Annotated in this window: 22 protein-coding genes and 1 riboswitch; of the genes, 10 read left to right on the forward strand and 12 right to left on the reverse strand. The window is 48.1% G+C overall.

All coding sequences use genetic code 11. The features are described from left to right. Nucleotides 1-550: 550 nt before the first annotated feature. Nucleotides 551-1,015, reverse strand: coding sequence for a DUF421 domain-containing protein (locus tag M4J38_RS12685; RefSeq protein ID WP_251759978.1), 465 nt, complete (start codon nucleotides 1,013-1,015; stop codon nucleotides 551-553). Further along, on the reverse strand, nucleotides 1,012-1,491 hold the full coding sequence (locus tag M4J38_RS12690) for a hypothetical protein (RefSeq protein ID WP_251759979.1): 480 nt from the start codon (nucleotides 1,489-1,491) through the stop codon (nucleotides 1,012-1,014). The genes M4J38_RS12685 and M4J38_RS12690 overlap by 4 nt, the downstream gene beginning before the upstream one ends. A 92-nt stretch (nucleotides 1,492-1,583) precedes the next feature. Here M4J38_RS12690 and M4J38_RS12695 point away from each other — a divergent pair, with 92 nt between their 5' ends. Then, the gene (locus M4J38_RS12695) at nucleotides 1,584-2,156 is read left to right on the forward strand and encodes an HD domain-containing protein (RefSeq protein WP_251759980.1); all 573 of its coding nucleotides are present in this window, start codon (nucleotides 1,584-1,586) and stop codon (nucleotides 2,154-2,156) included. 59 nt (nucleotides 2,157-2,215) lie between these two features. Here M4J38_RS12695 and M4J38_RS12700 read toward each other — a convergent pair whose 3' ends face one another. Beyond that, nucleotides 2,216-2,437, reverse strand: coding sequence for a hypothetical protein (locus M4J38_RS12700; protein WP_251759981.1), 222 nt, complete (start codon nucleotides 2,435-2,437; stop codon nucleotides 2,216-2,218). Nucleotides 2,438-2,469: 32 nt separating this feature from the next. Next, nucleotides 2,470-2,718 (reverse strand): hypothetical protein, encoded by a 249-nt coding sequence (locus M4J38_RS12705; RefSeq protein ID WP_251759982.1) that lies wholly within the window; start codon nucleotides 2,716-2,718, stop codon nucleotides 2,470-2,472. A 175-nt stretch (nucleotides 2,719-2,893) separates the two neighbouring features. Here M4J38_RS12705 and M4J38_RS12710 point away from each other — a divergent pair, with 175 nt between their 5' ends. Then, the gene (locus tag M4J38_RS12710) at nucleotides 2,894-3,835 is read left to right on the forward strand and encodes an LLM class flavin-dependent oxidoreductase (RefSeq protein ID WP_251759983.1); all 942 of its coding nucleotides are present in this window, start codon (nucleotides 2,894-2,896) and stop codon (nucleotides 3,833-3,835) included. Nucleotide 3,836: 1 nt separating this feature from the next. Here M4J38_RS12710 and M4J38_RS12715 read toward each other — a convergent pair whose 3' ends face one another. Continuing rightward, entirely contained in the window at nucleotides 3,837-4,331 is a 495-nt protein-coding gene (locus M4J38_RS12715; RefSeq protein ID WP_251759984.1) for a hypothetical protein, read from the reverse strand. A 262-nt stretch (nucleotides 4,332-4,593) separates the two neighbouring features. Here M4J38_RS12715 and M4J38_RS12720 point away from each other — a divergent pair, with 262 nt between their 5' ends. The 3 genes from M4J38_RS12720 to M4J38_RS12730 are packed head-to-tail and all read left to right on the forward strand — an operon-like array spanning nucleotide 4,594 to nucleotide 5,407. Next, on the forward strand, nucleotides 4,594-4,980 hold the full coding sequence (locus M4J38_RS12720; RefSeq protein WP_251759985.1) for a hypothetical protein: 387 nt from the start codon (nucleotides 4,594-4,596) through the stop codon (nucleotides 4,978-4,980). Between the two features lie 12 nt (nucleotides 4,981-4,992). Next, the gene (locus M4J38_RS12725; RefSeq protein ID WP_251759986.1) at nucleotides 4,993-5,193 is read left to right on the forward strand and encodes a hypothetical protein; all 201 of its coding nucleotides are present in this window, start codon (nucleotides 4,993-4,995) and stop codon (nucleotides 5,191-5,193) included. A gap of 28 nt (nucleotides 5,194-5,221) precedes the next feature. Then, a complete protein-coding gene (locus M4J38_RS12730; protein WP_251759987.1) occupies nucleotides 5,222-5,407 on the forward strand; it encodes a hypothetical protein in 186 nt (61 codons plus the stop codon). On the opposite strand, the gene M4J38_RS12735 is transcribed toward M4J38_RS12730, so the two are convergent. From M4J38_RS12735 to M4J38_RS12750, 4 genes are read right to left on the reverse strand one after another with little or no spacing between them, the layout of a single operon-like run. Beyond that, the gene (locus M4J38_RS12735; protein ID WP_251759988.1) at nucleotides 5,404-5,907 is read right to left on the reverse strand and encodes a CinA family protein; all 504 of its coding nucleotides are present in this window, start codon (nucleotides 5,905-5,907) and stop codon (nucleotides 5,404-5,406) included. The two genes, M4J38_RS12730 and M4J38_RS12735, sit on opposite strands and share 4 nt — an antisense overlap. Before the next feature lie 12 nt (nucleotides 5,908-5,919). Beyond that, entirely contained in the window at nucleotides 5,920-7,530 is a 1,611-nt protein-coding gene (locus tag M4J38_RS12740) for an alpha-amylase family glycosyl hydrolase (protein ID WP_251759989.1), read from the reverse strand. A gap of 40 nt (nucleotides 7,531-7,570) precedes the next feature. Continuing rightward, the gene (locus M4J38_RS12745) at nucleotides 7,571-8,836 is read right to left on the reverse strand and encodes a sigma-54 dependent transcriptional regulator (RefSeq protein WP_251759990.1); all 1,266 of its coding nucleotides are present in this window, start codon (nucleotides 8,834-8,836) and stop codon (nucleotides 7,571-7,573) included. Between the two features lie 12 nt (nucleotides 8,837-8,848). Beyond that, nucleotides 8,849-9,253 carry a response regulator gene (locus tag M4J38_RS12750; protein ID WP_251759991.1) on the reverse strand — a complete coding sequence of 135 codons (405 nt, stop codon included), beginning with the start codon at nucleotides 9,251-9,253 and terminating at the stop codon, nucleotides 8,849-8,851. A 265-nt stretch (nucleotides 9,254-9,518) separates the two neighbouring features. On the opposite strand from M4J38_RS12750, the gene M4J38_RS12755 reads away from it, so the two are divergent. The 5 genes from M4J38_RS12755 to M4J38_RS12775 all read left to right on the forward strand — a co-directional run bounded on the left by M4J38_RS12755 (nucleotide 9,519) and on the right by M4J38_RS12775 (nucleotide 12,762). Continuing rightward, the gene (locus M4J38_RS12755; protein WP_251759992.1) at nucleotides 9,519-10,643 is read left to right on the forward strand and encodes an ATP-binding protein; all 1,125 of its coding nucleotides are present in this window, start codon (nucleotides 9,519-9,521) and stop codon (nucleotides 10,641-10,643) included. 93 nt (nucleotides 10,644-10,736) lie between these two features. Beyond that, nucleotides 10,737-10,828: riboswitch (TPP riboswitch) on the forward strand. A 47-nt stretch (nucleotides 10,829-10,875) separates the two neighbouring features. Beyond that, nucleotides 10,876-11,058, forward strand: a complete 183-nt coding sequence (locus tag M4J38_RS12760; protein ID WP_251759993.1) for a DUF6496 domain-containing protein — start codon at nucleotides 10,876-10,878, stop codon at nucleotides 11,056-11,058. A gap of 30 nt (nucleotides 11,059-11,088) precedes the next feature. Next, entirely contained in the window at nucleotides 11,089-11,292 is a 204-nt protein-coding gene (locus M4J38_RS12765; protein WP_251759994.1) for a hypothetical protein, read from the forward strand. A gap of 85 nt (nucleotides 11,293-11,377) precedes the next feature. Continuing rightward, nucleotides 11,378-11,827: an NfeD family protein gene (locus M4J38_RS12770; RefSeq protein WP_251759995.1), complete on the forward strand. Its 450-nt coding sequence runs from the start codon at nucleotides 11,378-11,380 to the stop codon at nucleotides 11,825-11,827. Further along, nucleotides 11,824-12,762: an SPFH domain-containing protein gene (locus tag M4J38_RS12775; protein WP_251759996.1), complete on the forward strand. Its 939-nt coding sequence runs from the start codon at nucleotides 11,824-11,826 to the stop codon at nucleotides 12,760-12,762. The genes M4J38_RS12770 and M4J38_RS12775 overlap by 4 nt, the downstream gene beginning before the upstream one ends. Before the next feature lie 168 nt (nucleotides 12,763-12,930). Here M4J38_RS12775 and M4J38_RS12780 read toward each other — a convergent pair whose 3' ends face one another. Genes M4J38_RS12780 through M4J38_RS12790 form a run of 3 tightly spaced genes read right to left on the reverse strand, consistent with a single transcriptional unit; the run spans nucleotide 12,931 to nucleotide 17,856 of the window. Further along, the gene (locus M4J38_RS12780) at nucleotides 12,931-15,081 is read right to left on the reverse strand and encodes an endo-1,4-beta-xylanase (RefSeq protein WP_251759997.1); all 2,151 of its coding nucleotides are present in this window, start codon (nucleotides 15,079-15,081) and stop codon (nucleotides 12,931-12,933) included. A gap of 13 nt (nucleotides 15,082-15,094) precedes the next feature. Continuing rightward, nucleotides 15,095-16,051: a DUF5627 domain-containing protein gene (locus M4J38_RS12785; RefSeq protein WP_251759998.1), complete on the reverse strand. Its 957-nt coding sequence runs from the start codon at nucleotides 16,049-16,051 to the stop codon at nucleotides 15,095-15,097. A 35-nt stretch (nucleotides 16,052-16,086) separates the two neighbouring features. Then, the gene (locus tag M4J38_RS12790; RefSeq protein ID WP_251759999.1) at nucleotides 16,087-17,856 is read right to left on the reverse strand and encodes a RagB/SusD family nutrient uptake outer membrane protein; all 1,770 of its coding nucleotides are present in this window, start codon (nucleotides 17,854-17,856) and stop codon (nucleotides 16,087-16,089) included. Between the last annotated feature and the right edge of the window lie 18 nt (nucleotides 17,857-17,874).

The raw sequence follows: 17,874 nt of genomic DNA on the forward strand, positions 1-17,874 counted from the left end.
TTTCACGCAATTGCTTCCTGCTTCGCAGTTCGCAACGCGAGGGAGCAAGGACGCAAAGCGTTAATTGGTTGGCGGGAGTTTCTTTTGTAGAGATTTTTTAATTTCTCGCTATGGCGCAACGACACAACGTTGGATGCTGACTTTGTGGACGTATTTGTTATAAGTTTTTCTTTATCCATTTGCATACGCGGCTATCAAATTCATGCTATCCAAAAGCTATTCTTATAACTATAACTACACGATTCCAGGATTAATCATTAACACATGGGCTTAGATAATAAAAATTAATCGTTTAGTTCTTGCCCCTCTCCCGCGGGAGAGGGGTTGGGGTGAGGCCCGCACGAACACGTTGCATGGCGAGAAACCAAAAATCCTCTCCAAAAGAAACTCCCGCCAACCAATTAAGGCCTTGCGTCGTTGCGCCGTAGCGAGAAATAAACCTCTTCAGCAATAAAACGGATCAAACACAAACAACGCCTTGCGTCCTTGCTCCCTCGCGCTGCGAGGTACGAAGCAGTCGCGAGAAACGTAATAATCGCGTGAAAAAACATCATTCTTTCTTCCCCGAACTTCCCCACGGAATAATAGAAATAGTCCCATCCCGCTCCAGCACTGCGAACTTCACCTGCCCGATGTGTTCCAACCCCTGGTGAATGCGCGCCGCTTCCATCACGTCATCTATTTCAACCCCCACTTTTTCCATGCGCTTTTTCAGCACTTTACCGTGCTCCACAAGAATGAGTGGAAGCCCATCCACCGCGCGATCGAACAGAACGGATTTTCCTTTCAACAAAGAGATGAGCAAATCTATGCCCACCAGGGCGATGATGACCACAAGTGCGTTCGTCATGGAATAATCTTCTCCCAGCAAAGCCTGCTGGGTACATTCTCCGATGATGAGCAGTAATACAAAATCGAATGTGGTGATTTGCGAGAGGGTGCGTTTTCCCATCACCCGGAAGATGACGAGGAGGAAAAGATAGATCACGGCGCCACGCAGTACAGGATTCATCATGGGTAAATAAATTGAGGAAGTGATAAAAAACGTTCGTTAACGTACAGTGCAAGCGTACTCCTGCCAGACTCGTCCACTTTCAGGCGCAGTGAAACCTGCGGAACCTTCCCGGTAAAAACATATTCTACCCTGCCCATTTTAGTAAATACGGTATCGGGACGGGGATGAATGTTTACAAAGGTGTAGGCTGGTCCGGAAGCGGCATCCATGCCTATTAAACGTACGTTTTCGGTTCCTTTGATCAACACTACCTGCTCTGCGCCATTGCGGGCGTAACGCTCATATACCACCTTCAGGTTTTCCGTCTGGTATTCAGCCGTGGAAAGTTCGCCGTTACCAAAGATGCCGATGGCGCCGCACACAAGCAGCGCCATGATGAACACTTTCATGAAGGCCTGTATCTTCCAACCGGTGCGCTGGAGGGGAATGGATTCCTCCAGTTGAAGCGCTCCCTTATCCGCCTGTTCAATTTGCATGTCATTTACTTTATAGCAGTGTTTCAATTCACATGCCTGCCTGTTGGAACAGGGTTTGCACTTTAATACATTAACTTTAAAACAAATTCAAAATGAATATACTAGCCACAGTTGAAGCATTCGCCAGGTCGGCCCACGAGGGGCAGCGCAGGAAGTATGCGAATGAACCCTACATCAACCACCCGGTTCGTGTAATGCATACCTGCGCGGAATATGTAAACGATGAAGTAGTGCTGGAAGCGGCACTGTTGCATGATGTAATTGAAGACACCGAAGTGTCCGCCAATATGCTTTTTAAATTTCTCCAAACGCTGCACTCCGGTCCCGAAGCGGTAAAAGTGATGAAGCTGGTGCAGGAACTTACGGATGAATATGTGTCCGCAAAATACCCGGGTTGGAACAGGGTGAAAAGGAAGAAACTCGAAGTGCTGCGTTTGTCGAAAATTTCACCGGCGGCACAAACCATTAAGTATGCCGACATCCTGGACAACAGCACAGACATTGTGAACAGCGGATCAGATTTCGCGACGCGTTATCTCCTGGAAGCGGAAGACATCCTGCTGAACATACCAAAGGGAGATGCCGCTTTGTACAAAAGAACACTGGAAACAGTAAGGTTATGCCGGAAGCAACTGTCTTCACCACCGGCTGGTGCGGCGTACTAAAAAAAGGGCGGAAACCAAATGGCTCCCACCCTTCTACAAATCACCACAAAACTGCGCTATCACCTCACAAGACTAGTATCTGTGGGCCATCGTGAGGTATCCCTTCGCAACGTGTCGGTTTTTCCCTGTTTCTTGCCTTTTTTCTTAGTGGTATCTTTTTTAGGAACCGTATCTGTCATGATCAGTTCCTGCGCTTCCGATGTAACACCGGAAGGCTGTGAAGTGTAAGCAAGGGCCACCATACCAAAGCCGATCCCTGCCACCAATAGTAATTGTTTCATAACTGCGTGTTTTATTTGTATTCGTGTAATGGTTATTGCATGGCATCCTGCTGATCGTGTCCATGGGTTTTTACGATCTTATTGTAGATGCCCATCAGCAGGAACGGGGCCGCCCATTGGCCCACAAACAGACTTGCATGTTTTCTGCCCAGACATTTTAAAGTGGCGGAAACTACCATCGCACCAACAGATGCCCATAAATAAACATCGGAGGGCACTCTTGATGTTTTGTCTTCTATCGCTTCCGCGACCTTTCCTTCGGAGCCGAATTCTGTATTCATAGTATTTCTCTTTTTGTGTGAAGAATGATTTGTAATACATCTTTCAACTTTCCTGCCATGCGATATTTCAAAATTTCTTCCTGTATTCTGTGCAATTGCTACACAGGAACGGAAATTCCTGCACAAAAAAAAGTTCAGGCACCATTTTTTGAATATTTTCTGAAACAGATTGTCCATGCATATACCACTGGCTTATCATGCTTCGCACGAACAGTTCCCTCCTTCTCAACTGCTGCGTTGGGCCATCCGTGCGGAGGCAGCGGGCTTTAATGCCATTCACAGTTCCGATCATTTCTTTCCCTGGACCAATGCCCAGGGCCATAGCGGTTTCTCCCTTTCGTGGCTGGGCGCCGCCATGCAGGCCACACAAATTCCATTCAGTGTAATATGCGCCCCGGGTGGAAGGTACCATCCCGCTGTGCTTGCACAGGCCACCGCTACTTTATGCGAGCTATTCCCCAACAGGTTCTCCATTGAATTGGGCAGCGGAGAAGCGCTGAATGAAGCCATACTGGGAAAATGGCCCACCAAAGCAACCAGGAACACACGGTTACAACTATGCGAACAAGCCATCCGTTTGCTGCTGGAAGGAAGAGAGATTACCATGGAAGGATTGGTGGAAATAAACAGGGCAAAGCTGTTTACGCTCCCAAAAGAAAGACCACCCATATTCATCGCCGCAGTATCGGAAGAAACCGCGGCAAGGGTAAGCGACTGGAGCGAAGGCTTGCTCACAACCGCGTCAACGCCGGAAGAAGCGCAACGGAAAATCAAAGCCTACGCCGGTGATGATGACTCCCGTCCCGTATTTCTCCAGTATGCATTCTCCTTTGCGCCCACCAAAGAAGAAGCCCTGGAAAGTGCCTACCAATACTGGAAAACAATGTTGCTGGAACCGGAACAACTTGCCGAACTGAAACGGCCGGAACATTTTGAAGCCGCGACTGCACACATCACCAGGGAAGACATGTCGGGCAAAGTCCCGTTGTTCACTTCCTGGAAAGAACTCGAGGCGGCATTGAAGCGATTTGAACACCCCAATATCAGGAGAATAATTCTCCACAACCTGCACCACGATCATGATTACCTGTTCGATGCTTTCGAAAGAAAGGACTAGCTTACATTTCAATGATACCGTACGGCGCCTCCATCAGCAGCGCATCTTTTGTAAGTATGCCGAAAACATACACCAAAACCGCTGCAAAAACCAGGTGCGCTATGAACAAATGAAAAAGGTATTTTTTCAGGTTTATGCGTACAGCGAAGGGGTGAAAGAAAAAGAATACCCTCCACACCACGATGCCTGTAATACCAATAACAACTCCATATAAAAACATTGATTTCGCGGATAAATCCATCCATTCCCTGCGGAACAAAAACAGGAATGCCAAGGCGAACAGGGCACCGGTAAAATAATGGATCACCGTTCCGATAATTCGTGTACGTAACGAATAATCCATCAGGTTGCCCGCGGTGCTCTTTTCGCTGAACATACTCCCGAGAACAAAGGGGATCCGGTATTCCTTTCCGCTGAAAAGAGAGATGATAAACATATAAAAAGACATAACGGCCGTAGCCGCGACGGAAGCCGCTAAAACGGGAACGATATACATAGTTTTTTGTGCATCCGTTCAATATGCAGGCCATGTGTTTTGAAGCATTTTATATACATGTCCGGGAAAAACCTTCACAAATCAGCCCATTTCAGGCGTTCCCGAAATTTGCATAGGTATTTAAAAGCATCTGATATGGTAATAATGATCATCGCCACATTTATTGTCCTGCTCCTGATCGGCACCTACATCGCCATGCAGGGCAAGAAAAAAACACGGGATGATTAACCCTTATTTCTTCAATCCAATTAAATACTGAACTATGTTATTAAGCAAATCATCTCAAAAAGCAACAGGTATTCAAACGCCACAACAGGAAGAAGTGATCCGCGACAGGGCCGACCTTTACGCGCAAAAGGGACCAAAGAAAAACCCTGAAGACATGGATGCGGAAGTTACCGATGAGGACATTGCCGCACTGGGAAACCCTGACCAGGACAACGATGATAATGATGACGAATTGTTTGACGAAGCCCAACTGGATGATACCGATGATGAAGGCGATCCCCTCAACGAAGGAGACACCACTTCTGATGGCACTGAACTGGACATCCCCGGAGACGACGATGAAGATGACACCGATGAAGAGAACGATTATTACAGCGTTGGAGAAGAGGAGGAAGAAGAGCCGCTGCGTAACAAAACATAAAATTCATTTACCATGAAGTCAATAGCCTTTATTATTTTGTGCCTTAGCGTGGTCGCCTGCGGAAACGGCGGCAACGACAAAGCTGAACAGGACAGCACCCGCATTGAAATGCATGCGGACTCCACGAGAGGATTCCCTAACAGCAATGATACAACGCCGCTTTCTGTAGATACAATGGCGAGAAGGGATACAGCTCAACCCAATTCACGGTGATTAGGCTTTCATCCTTCAATTTAAATCCATGAAACAAAAAACATCAGGCGAAGACAAGCTTATCAAAGCGGACGAGCATAAAAAGTCCGCTGAACAACATCCGGAAGCCTGGCAGGAAAAATCCAACTTCGGAAGACGTGACGATTACACCAACGAATCTTCTTATCAGAAAAAGAAGAACAAATATTACAAAGAAAAACCCCCGCACCGTTAAGCGGGGGTTTTCGCTTGGATCATTTCCAGCAACCGCTTCAATAATGTATGGGCATAATAAGCTTGTAACGCCATAGGTGTTCCTTCCTTGCCGGTTAACATACCGGAGCCCAGAAGCTCCTGCCGGTACACGATGGCATAATAGGCGAACAGCCGGTTTTCCGACTCCGGCACCGGTGCGGCGTACCCTGTGATGCCGATGCCCCAGGCAGCATCAAAAACGGTGGCCACTTCAGCGGCCATTTCAACGGCCACCCGTTCTGAAACGCAGTTTACCCTTGCCGCATGCACGGGATCCACTTTCAGGTGCTTTATTTTCTGTTCCAGGTTGTATGCGGTGATGCCGCCATTAAAAACAAGTGAGGCTTCAGGCATCCCTGACAGACTGAACTGTACAAGGCCGGCGGTTACGCTTTCCGCTGCGGCAATGGTTTCTTTCCGGTCCTTAAGCAACTGCGCCAATGTTTCTATTAATGCCTTATCGGGTTCAATGCTGTTCATAATAGATTCAAGTTATTGTTCCAGTTGAATAATAAGTCCGAGGTCACCATCCATACCGATGCTGTTGTGCACTTCCACGCCGGTCCATTCGGGAATGGTGGCGCATACCACTTTTCCTTTAAAGGTAAAATGCGCCGGAACAAACCAGGCTGGCGCATGTGTCATGTTGAGCACAATGAGAAAGTAATGCCGGCCTGGCATTTTCCTGGTGAACGCCATAATGCCCCTGTCGGCATAAACGGGATCGTATTGTCCCGCATGCAAGGCGGGTTCGGCCTTCCGGAGTTTGATCAGTGCTTTGTAAAGGGATAACATGGAATAAGGATCATCCTGCTGCATGGCCACATTGCAACGCTGCCAGGAGCGTTCCACCGGCAACCAGGGACGCACACCTGAAAATCCCGCGTATGGAGAAGCATCCCATTGCATGGGCGTGCGCGCCGGGTCACGGCTGAGGTGAAGACCTGGCATATTGAGCCCCTGCGGGTCCTTTACTTCTTCCGGCGGAATGGCCACGCTCCGCATACCGATCTCATCGCCATAATACACGGTAGGTGTGCCACGAAGGGTGAACAGCAACATAGCGGCCACCCTCGCCTGCTGGATGCCTGTACGACTTGCCACCCGGTGGTTATCGTGGTTGCCCAATACCCAGTTGGGCCATGCATCCGCAGGAAGCAATCCTTCGTATTCATCCACACAAGCGGCTATGGTCCTGGCTTCCCAGGGCAGGGTAATCAATTGGAAATTGAAGGGAAGATGCGCCCCTTCGTTGTTCTTGCCGTAATACAATACCAGGTCCTGTAACGGGAGGTACACTTCGCCGATCAGCAGTTTACCGTTGCCGAAAGTTTCCATTATGTCCCGCATTTCAGCAACAATATCATGGACCTCTGGCTGATCGGTGGAATACACCGGCAACAACTGATTATAGGTGGGTTGCCCTGGAGCATACCCGGGATTGACGGGATTATCGCGCAAGCGCGTGTCTTTGATCATGTGCCACATCACATCCACGCGAAAGCCATCCACGCCTTTTTCAAGCCAGAAGCGCATTACATCGTACATAGCGGCTCTCACCTCGGGATTCCTCCAATTGAGGTCGGGTTGCTCTTTCAGGAAAGCGTGGTAATAATATTGCCCGGTATGCTCCTCCCATTCCCAGGCTCCGCCACCGAATACGCTGAGCCAGTTGTTGGGCGGACCTCCATCAGGGCGGGGATCTTCCCATATATACCAGTCTCTTTTCGGGTTGGAACGCGAGGAGCGCGATTCGAGGAACCAGGGATGCTGATCGGAAGTATGGTTCGGCACCAGGTCGAGTATAATCCTGAGCTGTAACGCATGCGCCTCATCAATTAGCGCCTCCATTTCAGCCAGTGTACCAAAGATCGGATGTATATCGGTGTAATCACTGATATCATAACCGAAGTCGGCCATGGGGGAAGGATATATGGGAGAAATCCAAAGTGCGTCCACCCCCAGTTCAACGAGGTGATTCAATCGTTTACGGATGCCATTAAGGTCGCCCACACCATCATTGTTGCTGTCCTCGAACGACCGCGGGTATACCTGGTAAATTACGGCGCTTCTCCACCAAAGTTGCTCCTGTGCTGTATTCATATCCTTCCCGGCAAAAAAATCATACCATCTTCAACCGACCTCAACTCATCCTTAATTTATTGTACAACGTGCGCCTGCTGATGTTCATAAGCCGGGCGGCGGCGCTTTTATTGAATTTCACCTTCTCCAGCATACGCAGGATAAAATCCATTTCAGCCTTGGCCGAAGCCTCCCTTAAATTGATGGAAGCCTTGGTTTCAGGAACCTTCTCGGCTTCCATCTGCCCTGCTCCCGTTTTTCTGAAATTGAAATAAGCTGCGCGCCATGCTTCTCCCCCACTACCTAGCAATACCATGCGATTCACCACGTTTCTCAGTTCCCGGACATTACCCGGCCAGTCATAAGCCATAAAATCGCGTTCGGCATCGGAGGAAAAGAACATACGCTCCTTCCGGAGTTCAGTGCAGGCTTCGCTACTGAAATGGTGCGCAAGTGCCAGTATATCGCCGGAACGTTTCCGCAATGGCGGGAGGTATACACTATAATATTCAACACCACTCAACAGCGATGGATTGATATGCCCTTTCTGGCTCAGCGTTTCGAGTGCGTGTGTGGAAGAAAGTATCAACCGTGTATCGTTGCCGGAAGTATTCAGCAAAACAGCCAATACTTCCTGTAGCACCTCTTCCGTTTTTTCAATGAATAACGTTCCTGATTTCGCCTGCTCTGTCCATTGTTTACAATGCTCCTTAATTGTTGCGCCTTCCACCACAACAAAAGGTCCATTCCTCCGACTGCTGTGTTCATGAATATACCTGGCGAGGCTTTTTTTCCCTGTGCCTGCTTCCCCATAAATGAAGACCATTCCATTATTTCGGATCATCTGTTCAGCCTGGGTACGCAACATATCCGTGCCAGGTGTCCAGAGGAATTCTTCTGATGAAACATTTTCATCCGGTGGCATTTCTGCTTTTACAGGAATTTCATTTTCATCCGCCACGCACGCTTCTACCTGCTTTTTTTTACGGGCGGCAGCGTTGCTGAGTGCCTGTTTCAGTTGGTCGGGCAGGAATGGCTTCACCAGGCAATCCGACGCACCGGCTTTAATGATACCCACACCAATCTTGATATCATCGGTGTCGGTAGTAACGATTACTGGGATTTCAGGATGTTCCTGAATAATATTTTCAAGGTGTTTTAATGCCGGATCAACATTCGCGTCCAGGTCGTACACCAGGGCATCCACATCCGACACAATCGTCCTTTCTGAAAAGCCGCTCCTGGTCACCTTGCAATCATTCTTTTCAAGGAAGCGGGCCATAACACCTGAAAACTGGCTGTCCGTTTCAATGATGTGTACACGCATTGTTTTAAGGTTTTAATGAATGGGATGATATTTTGTTCCGGCCACGGTACGCAGCGCATCCTGTACATCACGTACAAGCCGCTTCGTATCCGGCTGCTTTTCCAGGCAACCATTGGCGCCCAGCGTCCTGGCCCTTTCCTGCAAGGCAGGCGTAAGCGCCGACGTATAAATGAATACGGGCACATGCTTCATCTTCTCCTTTTTGCGGAGGGAAGAAAGCAGCTCCAGGCCATTAATGCCCGGCATGTTATAGTCCAGGAAAATAAGATCGGGGAGTACCTGCTCCAGGAACAGACCCGCGCGGTAAGCGTTTGCCGCCCACGCGAAAGAAACATCGGGATCAGCCTTTTCCACGGCTGCTTTTAATATTTCCTGTTCCTCTTTGTCGTCGTCGATAAGAAGCATCAATTTTTGCATAGGAATAGTTTTATGGATGAATGAATAACTGTGAAAGAGAGGTATAAGATTCCAGGAAACGAAAACAGCGATACACTCCATATCCCTAAAGGATCGGCAGTATGCAAATCATAAATTACGGTTGGGAAGAATAATGATGTATGAACTTTGCGGGACGGGGTTCGAAAATCCGCAAGTAGTTTAAAAGTACGTCAATCAAAAATGAAATACAAAAATTTTGTCAAAGTTAATCAGTATTTAATTTCGTAAATCTTAAACAGTTGATATGCAACCTTATTCGATCTATGCGCCTTCCGTTTATGAAATGATCATCAATGCTACGTCGGATAAAATCTTCTCGATCGACATGGAGTGGCGGGTGGTATCATGGAACAGCACCCTGGTCCGGGATACCGGTATTGCGACTGAAAAGGCAAAAGGAGCCCCCCTTCTATCGTTGTTCCCGTTTACAGAAAAAGATGAGCAGTTGCGCAAAGCCATAGAAACGGCACTATCAGGAGAAACCGCATTCCTCTCCTCCGGAGGTGATGTGGCCAGCAGGAACGCGTATGAAAGCCATGCCTTGCCCCTGAAAAACCTGGAGGAACAGGTTGAAGGCGCCGTAGTGATCATGCACGATGTATCGCACCGTATGGACGCGGAAAATAAGTTGAAGCAACTGAACGACGATCTCAACGACAAATGCAGTGAACTTGAAAAGATTTCCCGCGAGCTTTCCGCGTTCACACTCATCACCACCTCAGAATTACAGCATCCGATACGCAATATTTACACGGGGCTTGAACTGGTGATCAAATCGGAAGGTCGGAAACTGAGTGATGGCTCCAAAGCGAATTTCCGGCGGATGCAATCCTCCCTTTCCAGGATGAACCTTCTGCTGGACGACCTCACACAGTTGGCAGAAGCCGGGAATGTATTAAAGGAGAAGAAAATCTTCGCGCTGGCGCCGGTTGTAGAAAAAACCCTTGAAAGACTTCAGAAAAAGACAACAGAAAAGAAAGCGGTTATTACCACTGAACTTGTTCCCGAAATTTTTGCCTCGCCAGAAATGGTGGAGCAGTTGCTCTATCACCTGCTGGACAATGCTTTAAAGTTTTCGCGCCCATCTGTAACGCCCGCAATCAGTTTAAAAATAGCACTTGAAACAGAGGGCGAAAAAAAATACGCACGCATCGCCGTTTCAGACAACGGCCAAGGGATTCCGCCCGAGGAGATTCCCCGCATCTTTAATATGTTCGTTCAATATCCGCGCGATCCGCGCCCGGCGGGAACTGGCATTGGTTTAAGTCTTTCAGAAAAGATCGCCCAGGCGCACCAGGGTTGGATTGCTGTTGATACCACACCTGAAGTGGGCAGTACATTCACCTGTTATCTTTTACAATCATCCTGAACGTGTCGCGATTTTTACAGGTGTGGGCATTTGTTCACACCTCTTTCAAGATACCTATCGGTAAACATTCCGGCATGTTTTTTACACATTATACCATGTAGTAAGGGGTGGCTGAAAAGCCTGAGATCATACCCATACCACCTGATCCGGATAATGCCGGCGAAGGGAAACTACAAAAAGGGTTTTGGTCAACGCCAAAACCCTTTTATACTTTAATTCAAAATGAACCGATATGGCAAAGTATTCAGCCAAAGCTTCCGAAAAGGTAGAGCGGGCCGTTCATGAAATGAAAAAAGGAACACTGAAAAGTGGCAGCGGCAAAAAGGTCACAAGCAGGAAACAGGCCGTAGCCATCGGACTGTCGGAAGCGAGAGACGCCGGGGCGAAAGTACCCAAAAAGAAGGCGGACAAATAAGTCCGGACAACACCATTCAAACTATAGTATATGGAAAAGAAAGAGCGGGAAGACATTCCCAATAAAGTGGACCTTCAAAAACTACCCGTTAACATTAAAACTCCTGATGCCAACCCGGAGTTTATAGACGATCATGTACCGGGTAACCACGGCGCCATGCAAGAACATCGTGCAGACCATGCTCCGGATAAAGAAACGCCTGCGGCTGAAAACTTCCTCAAACCTGATCTTTAGCAAGGGCGCTTAGTTCCGTTCATCCAAACCTTCCCCCGGTTCGGTAAAAATCCCCTATATTCGGCAGTGTACACAAACTAAACCCATGGAAGTTTTCCAAAACATCGCCGTGATCTGGTTCTTTATCGGACTGGTGCTATTTCTACTAGAATTCGCCCTTCCGGGCTTTATCCTGTTCTTCTTTGGTACAGGTGCCTGGATAGTGGCTATTATCGCCCTGTTCACCGATATTTCCCTAAACACACAACTCATTATTTTCCTGGGAAGTTCTCTGCTCAACGTACTGCTGTTCCGCAACTGGATCAGAACAAAACTGGGCATGGGCAAAAAATCGCCCCAGGCGCTGGAAGATGAATTTATCGGACAATCCGCAAAGGCGGAAACACCCATTACGCCGGGAACTAACGGAAAAGTAACTTTCAGAGGCACCAGTTGGGAGGCTTCCTCCAACGACACCATCGCCGCGGGCGAGAACGTCATCATCACCGGCAACAAAAGCATCCTTCTCATCGTAAGATCAACCCAAACAATATGACCGCAACAACAGTTATCCTCATTCTTTTAGCCGTATTTGTGTTTGTCGCGTTCCTGTCCACTTTTAAAGTGGTGCCGCAACGCTCCGTTTATATCGTGGAACGACTCGGTAAATACAGCCGCTCCCTGGAAGCAGGCTTTCATATCCTGATTCCGTTCATCGACAAGATCGCGTACAAACAGAACCTGAAAGAACAGGCCATTGACGTGGCTTCACAAATTTGTATTACTAAAGACAATATCGCGGTAGAAGTGGATGGCATCCTCTACCTCCAGGTGATCGACCCGCAAAAAGCTTCGTATGGCATCGACAACTACCGCTTCGCGGTGATACAGATTTCCCAAACCACAATGCGCAGCATCATTGGTAAAATGGAACTCGACAAAACCTTCGAGGAAAGAGAAACCGTGAACGGCGGCATTGTGGAAGCCGTAGACAAGGCCAGTGATTCCTGGGGCATCAAAGTATCGCGTTATGAAGTGAAAAATATTTCGCCGCCCCAAAGCATCAAAGATGCCATGGAAAAGCAGATGCGTGCCGAAAGAGAGAAACGCGCATTGATCGCGGAATCTGAAGGTGACAAACAGGCCAAGATCAACCGGGCCGAAGGGGATAAACAGGAAATGATCGCCCGTTCCGAAGGGGAAAAACAAAGAAAGATCAACGAAGCCAGTGGTACCGCTTCTGAAATTGAGCTGATCGCACGCGCCACCGCGGTAGGTATCCGTGAAATCGCTACGGCCATCAACCAGGAAGGGGGCATGAACGCCGTAAACCTCCGCATCGCTGAGCAATACCTTACGGAATTCGGTAAGCTGGCCAAAACGAACAACTCCATGATCGTACCTGCGGACCTTTCAGATATCGCGGGCGTTATTTCAAGTGTTACTTCGGTATTGAATAAAACGAAAACGGAGTTGCCGGGAACGAGGTAATTCAAATAGTTCATTCTTCAGCGGAAGCATACATCAACCTGCTGATAAAATGAAAGGAGAAGTCATCTTGAAGATGCTTCTCCTTTTTTAGTTTCCAATACAAAAGAAACCGGCCAGCTACGGTATTCACCGCAACCGGCCGGTTTAAGGATTAAGGTTGTTTTTATATTATTTCGCCTTCGCTTTCAAAGCTTCCGCTACAGCGGAGTAAGCAGGTTTCCGTACATAACCTTCGGTCCACAAACCAATGGGCTCACCGGCTCTCCAGCTGGAGCTTGCGGGGCTGTCTAACGGGCTCCACATGGTGATGCCGTAACGTTGGGCAGCGGGAACATGTTCGAAATACTTTTCTACCACGAACCTGTACATGTCAGCCTGTTTGGCATAATGTTCAGCGGTTGCATTGGGTGTTTTCACGCCAACGCCTATGTCCAGTTCAGATACTTTGATCAATTTACCAGTGGCGGCAAGCAGTTTGAACATTTCTTCGATGTTCGTTTTATTGGAGTTGATATCGATGTGCATCTGCGTACCGATACCATCTACTTTGGCGCCTTTGCTTTCGATATACTTTACGTATTCGATGATGCCGCGGCATTTGTCGAGGTTGTATTCGAGATTGTAATCGTTAATGAAGTGAATATCGGTGGCATTGCCGTACTTCCTGGCCATTTTGAAGGCTTCCACGGCGTAATCCTTACCCATGTAATCCTGCCAGTAGAATTCGTCGGTGTTCAGTGTTCTTCCCACGCCGGTTTTCAGTTCATAAGGCTTACCATCATCCATCGGTTCGTTCACCACATCCCATGCTTTTACATAGGATTTGGTAACGGCCTGCATACCGGATATCCAATGTTCGAGGGCGGAAGAGATGATCTGTTGTTTTTCAACATTTGTTTTTTCAACAATGGTGGTTCCACCGCCGCCGCCTTTTGAGCTGGTAAGCACAACATCATCGATGTAAACGGTTCCAGCATATTCACCATAACTAAAGATAAGGCGTGTTCTATCTGCCTTAGTGGCTGTAGTAGAAAGATTCACCTGCTTCCATTCTTTCGTAACGCCTACCTGACCGAAGCCGTTGGAGGAGTAGTCGGAACTTTGAAGTTCCGGGCGTATGATCCCTTCAGCTGTTCCTTTCACCCAGAAGCTCAGGTTGTAGGTTTCACCGTTCTTCAGCGCTTCCGCAAAGTTATATACCGTTTGAACGTCCCAAAAATTCGCAGCTTTAGTAGGATTGGTTACAAAGAAAGCCTTTCCCTTGTTACCAAAACCCAGTCCATCGGCAGATATCCCCCTGGAAGAGCTTCCACCCCATCCGCCCCATCCGGAGCCTGCTTCAAAATTACCATTTGATACCAGGTTACTGATAATCGGTGTCCCCTGTGTATCGTAAACGTACAAGTTATTGATGTCAATGTAGTAGGTTACATTCGGCTTGTATCCAAGGTCAAAATGCAGTTTAATGGAATTACCGGTGAACCCGCTGACCTGGAACCTGATTTCCTTCCAGGAGATACTGGTTTGGAAAGTAGCTGAAGCGGTTCCGGTTTTCATCCAGTCTACGGAAGGCTCGTTATTGGTAAGTCCTTCGAAAGCGATACGTCCTTCGCCGGGCATATCTGATTTAATATAGCACACCACTTCATATTTATGTGCGGGGTCAACCGTAATGGCCGGTGTGATCAACTGCAGGTCCTGCGCGGCGGCGGAACCTGCGGCAGCTACGAGCTTAATCGCTTTTGTACCGGCGCCCATACCCATATTTTCAACGGTGATGCCTGCTCCCGCGTGTGCTTTGGTCCAGTTGGTGAAGGAGCCATCCTGTGCACCCGCCAGGTTCAGTCCGTTAGGAAAAGAAGGAGCGGTAACCCTGAGCGGGGCAATCAGCCCGTTCAGGTAACTGGCGTTCTGGTTGGCGTGCCAGCAGAGGGTATGCCCGAAAACCGGCATGCCTGCCTCCTTCGCTTTTTCCATTAGGTTCGACACATTTTCCAGCGCAAGACTTCCGTTGGGTTGTACCACGCCGCCATGTTTCATTTCCCAGCCCATCACGATTTCGTTGAAGTTCCGGTTGGCGAGACGGTACATGACGCTTTTGTTCACGTAGGTAGACAATGAAAGTGCGGCGCCAAGTTTAAAATTAGGATGAGCGGAAAGGTTGATGTAACTCAACAGCGCGTCATAGGAGTCAATTTCCTCCTGGAGCACTACACTTTCCGGCTTGTCCACTTCGAAGCCGAGGGGCTCGTATTTACTACAGGATGCGGCCATAACCATGGCGGCAACTCCTAAAGCCGTTTTATAAATTTTATTCATATAGCAGTTATTATTACTTGTTAACAGGGGTGAAGGTTTCCATGGTTACCGCACGGTCCCTGGCCACGAGCGTATCGGTGGATACCACTTTCATATCGGGCAGGTTAACTTCATAGCTGAGGTAAAGCGCGTCGCGGTCCTTACTTCCCCAACTGTTCTTTTCTCCTTTTTTCACGAAGGTTCCGGTTCCTGAAGCGGTAAAGCTGCTGTTTGCGGCGGAGATGGTGCATTTGCCTGTGGCGTCAAACTTCAGGATCAGCGGGCAGTTCACGTTTCCACCGGACTGGTTTTTCAATACCAGGGGAAACTCCACATCAGTTCTGGAGCGGGTCCATAGCTTGTTCACTTCATCCTGTTCCACGTAAGGTTTGTGCCTTACGATGGTTTGGTTCATACTTCCGGTAACCACATCCTTTCCCCTGCGCAGGTAGTTCCCGTGCCAGTCGTTTACATACTTCACCGCGTAAAGCACGAAGTTTTTATTGGAAAGTATAGAGTCGGCATTGCTTACACCGGTAATGCGTAACGGGATCACATAGGAGTTCCTGATGGCGTTGGGGTCCGCAAAGAAATCATTGCTCAATTGCACTTCCACGCCTCCTGAAAGCCCTCCCTCAGGGATAACAATTTTATTGGAAGCAAGCGAAAAATACTTTGAAGGCATAGGCAGCACATCATTACCGCCTGGTGTGAACGTCATGCCATTCCCAAGAAGGGTTTCATCCACGGCCACGTCAACGGTTACATTTCTTTTGCTGTAGTACACGCCGCCGGTAGTGGCCATGATTTTAAATTTACCTTGGTTATCGAGTTCGGTGCTGAAGATATCCTCACCGAAAGTGATGGTACGAACCGGGTATTGATAGGCGAAATATACGGTTTGGTAATCGAAGTCGGGATGATCCACTTTCTTGCTGCAGGAGAGTACTGCAACAGTTATCATCGCGAGGAAAAACAAACTCTTCTTCATAAGTTCAATCTTTAATGTTGTAAGAAGGCGGTTGGTTATTGCCAGCCTTTATTTTGTTGCAGTGCGCTGAATTTGAGTGTTTCGCTTTGTGGAATCGGGCCGTAATTCATATAACTTTCAAACAGCCTTTCCTGCACATTGATGATACTATAGGTTCCGTTCCTGATGCTCATTCCTTTAGCGGTTTCGGTAAGGTTAGCATTCCAGCGGCGGAGATCCCAGAACCTGAATCCTTCGAAACAAAGTTCCAGCCTTCGCTCGTTCCTGATAAGCGCCCTCATTGTTTCCTTGCTTGTTTTTGCGGCTTCGAGATATGGATCACCGTTATTGGTGCCCACTCCGGCCCTGCCTCTGATCGCTTTAATTACATCGTAAGCTGAGAAACTTTGCTCACCAAAGCCGGTTGGGCCCCAGGCTTCATTTGCAGCTTCAGCATACATAAGCAGGATTTCAGTATAACGGATATGCGGCTTGTAATGACGCTGATTGTTTACGGAATTGGGATTCAGGTTTACATCTTGGCGCAACAGTTTGCGAAGGTAATATCCGGTTCTTGTGGATGTTTCCACTTTATTCAGGGCATCGTTGCTAAGGCCATCTGCAGCTGTAGTAATTACCGTATTTGCCGGCCCCGCTGTTCCACCGTTCACGAGGATAAATGTACGGAGGCGGGGGTCTCTTCCTGCATAAGGATCATTGGAATTGTAACCGCTGTTGGGATCGGAAATAGGGTATCCATTGGCCATAGGAAATGCATCTACAAGATTCTGCGTTGGATTTATTCTACCGCTACCAAACAATGTGGGCGGGAAGTTGGCCTGTTCCAGGTCCCTGTTGTCCGCATAGTTGTTTCTCCATAAGATCTCCGGAGGATTGGCGCCATCTTTCAACGCTGTAATTTCACTTGCATTGGAATACCATGTAAGGCCATTCGCTGCCAATGAACCTACGCCACCCTTAAGCGCCAGTACAGCACCGGCATAGTTGGCAGCCTGTGCCCACGTAGTGGTAGAACCGGCACTGTATGCGGGGCTCGCCGCCAGTAATGCAGCCTGTGCTTTAATGGCCCGGGCTATTCTTGCTGTAAAGAAACCACGAAAGGCTGAACCGAAGACACGGTTATATTGTGATACGGTAATATTGCCATAATGAGAAGGTATCTGCCCGGTTCCTGCAACATCTTCGTAATCCAGTGGCAATGCTTCTATGGCAGCGTCCAGATCAGTATATATTTGTTGCATGCACTCTTCAAAAGTGGCACGGGGTATATTAAACTCTGAAGCTGGCGTCTGCACACTTAAAAGTAAGGGCACGCCAAGCAATTTACCATCCTGTGCAACACCCGCGTGGTTCTGTAACAAGTGGTAGAAGAATATCGCCCTTAAACCACGGGCTTCAGCTTTAAACCTTTTTTTATACAAATCGCTTACAACAGGATCGGCTGCCAGTTTTGCCTTTTCTATTTCTTCCAGTGCAATATTCATGTACTGAATGGCAGCGAAACTATTGTTCCATTGGCTTGCAGGATTATTGGTAGCGGTCCACTGCCCTAAAGCGATCTTCAGGTATCCATTATTGGGATCGTTACTTACGGCATCGTCGGTGGCCACATCATTAAATGACCATCCATTTGTTGGAAGACGATTGTACCCGTTAAGCAGCAAACCAAACGGAAATCTTGCATCGCCCGGAACGTAATCCGCAGGATCAAGCTGCCGGTTGTTTTCTATTGCAGGCTCAATAAGATCCTTACACCCAGAAAGCAACACAACCGCGGCAAGGAGTATAGATAATATCTTGTTCATTCTTCTCATTTTAATAAT

The organism is Parasegetibacter sp. NRK P23, from assembly GCF_023721715.1.
Taxonomy (GTDB): domain Bacteria; phylum Bacteroidota; class Bacteroidia; order Chitinophagales; family Chitinophagaceae; genus Parasegetibacter.

What these genes read in the sequence shown, in the direction of transcription:
- M4J38_RS12780 (WP_251759997.1), bottom strand. Translation starts at nt 15,081, where the DNA reads ATGAATAAAATTTATAAAACGGCTTTAGGAGTTGCCGCCATGGTTATG.
- M4J38_RS12775 (WP_251759996.1), top strand. Translation starts at nt 11,824, where the DNA reads ATGACCGCAACAACAGTTATCCTCATTCTTTTAGCCGTATTTGTGTTT.
- M4J38_RS12735 (WP_251759988.1), bottom strand. Translation starts at nt 5,907, where the DNA reads ATGAACAGCATTGAACCCGATAAGGCATTAATAGAAACATTGGCGCAG.
- M4J38_RS12740 (WP_251759989.1), bottom strand. Translation starts at nt 7,530, where the DNA reads ATGAATACAGCACAGGAGCAACTTTGGTGGAGAAGCGCCGTAATTTAC.
- M4J38_RS12685 (WP_251759978.1), bottom strand. Translation starts at nt 1,015, where the DNA reads ATGATGAATCCTGTACTGCGTGGCGCCGTGATCTATCTTTTCCTCCTC.
- M4J38_RS12710 (WP_251759983.1), top strand. Translation starts at nt 2,894, where the DNA reads ATGCATATACCACTGGCTTATCATGCTTCGCACGAACAGTTCCCTCCT.
- M4J38_RS12690 (WP_251759979.1), bottom strand. Translation starts at nt 1,491, where the DNA reads ATGCAAATTGAACAGGCGGATAAGGGAGCGCTTCAACTGGAGGAATCC.
- M4J38_RS12750 (WP_251759991.1), bottom strand. Translation starts at nt 9,253, where the DNA reads ATGCAAAAATTGATGCTTCTTATCGACGACGACAAAGAGGAACAGGAA.
- M4J38_RS12745 (WP_251759990.1), bottom strand. Translation starts at nt 8,836, where the DNA reads ATGCGTGTACACATCATTGAAACGGACAGCCAGTTTTCAGGTGTTATG.
- M4J38_RS12790 (WP_251759999.1), bottom strand. Translation starts at nt 17,856, where the DNA reads ATGAACAAGATATTATCTATACTCCTTGCCGCGGTTGTGTTGCTTTCT.
- M4J38_RS12770 (WP_251759995.1), top strand. Translation starts at nt 11,378, where the DNA reads ATGGAAGTTTTCCAAAACATCGCCGTGATCTGGTTCTTTATCGGACTG.
- M4J38_RS12760 (WP_251759993.1), top strand. Translation starts at nt 10,876, where the DNA reads ATGGCAAAGTATTCAGCCAAAGCTTCCGAAAAGGTAGAGCGGGCCGTT.
- M4J38_RS12715 (WP_251759984.1), bottom strand. Translation starts at nt 4,331, where the DNA reads ATGTATATCGTTCCCGTTTTAGCGGCTTCCGTCGCGGCTACGGCCGTT.
- M4J38_RS12720 (WP_251759985.1), top strand. Translation starts at nt 4,594, where the DNA reads ATGTTATTAAGCAAATCATCTCAAAAAGCAACAGGTATTCAAACGCCA.
- M4J38_RS12765 (WP_251759994.1), top strand. Translation starts at nt 11,089, where the DNA reads ATGGAAAAGAAAGAGCGGGAAGACATTCCCAATAAAGTGGACCTTCAA.
- M4J38_RS12705 (WP_251759982.1), bottom strand. Translation starts at nt 2,718, where the DNA reads ATGAATACAGAATTCGGCTCCGAAGGAAAGGTCGCGGAAGCGATAGAA.
- M4J38_RS12725 (WP_251759986.1), top strand. Translation starts at nt 4,993, where the DNA reads ATGAAGTCAATAGCCTTTATTATTTTGTGCCTTAGCGTGGTCGCCTGC.
- M4J38_RS12785 (WP_251759998.1), bottom strand. Translation starts at nt 16,051, where the DNA reads ATGAAGAAGAGTTTGTTTTTCCTCGCGATGATAACTGTTGCAGTACTC.
- M4J38_RS12695 (WP_251759980.1), top strand. Translation starts at nt 1,584, where the DNA reads ATGAATATACTAGCCACAGTTGAAGCATTCGCCAGGTCGGCCCACGAG.
- M4J38_RS12755 (WP_251759992.1), top strand. Translation starts at nt 9,519, where the DNA reads ATGCAACCTTATTCGATCTATGCGCCTTCCGTTTATGAAATGATCATC.
- M4J38_RS12700 (WP_251759981.1), bottom strand. Translation starts at nt 2,437, where the DNA reads ATGAAACAATTACTATTGGTGGCAGGGATCGGCTTTGGTATGGTGGCC.
- M4J38_RS12730 (WP_251759987.1), top strand. Translation starts at nt 5,222, where the DNA reads ATGAAACAAAAAACATCAGGCGAAGACAAGCTTATCAAAGCGGACGAG.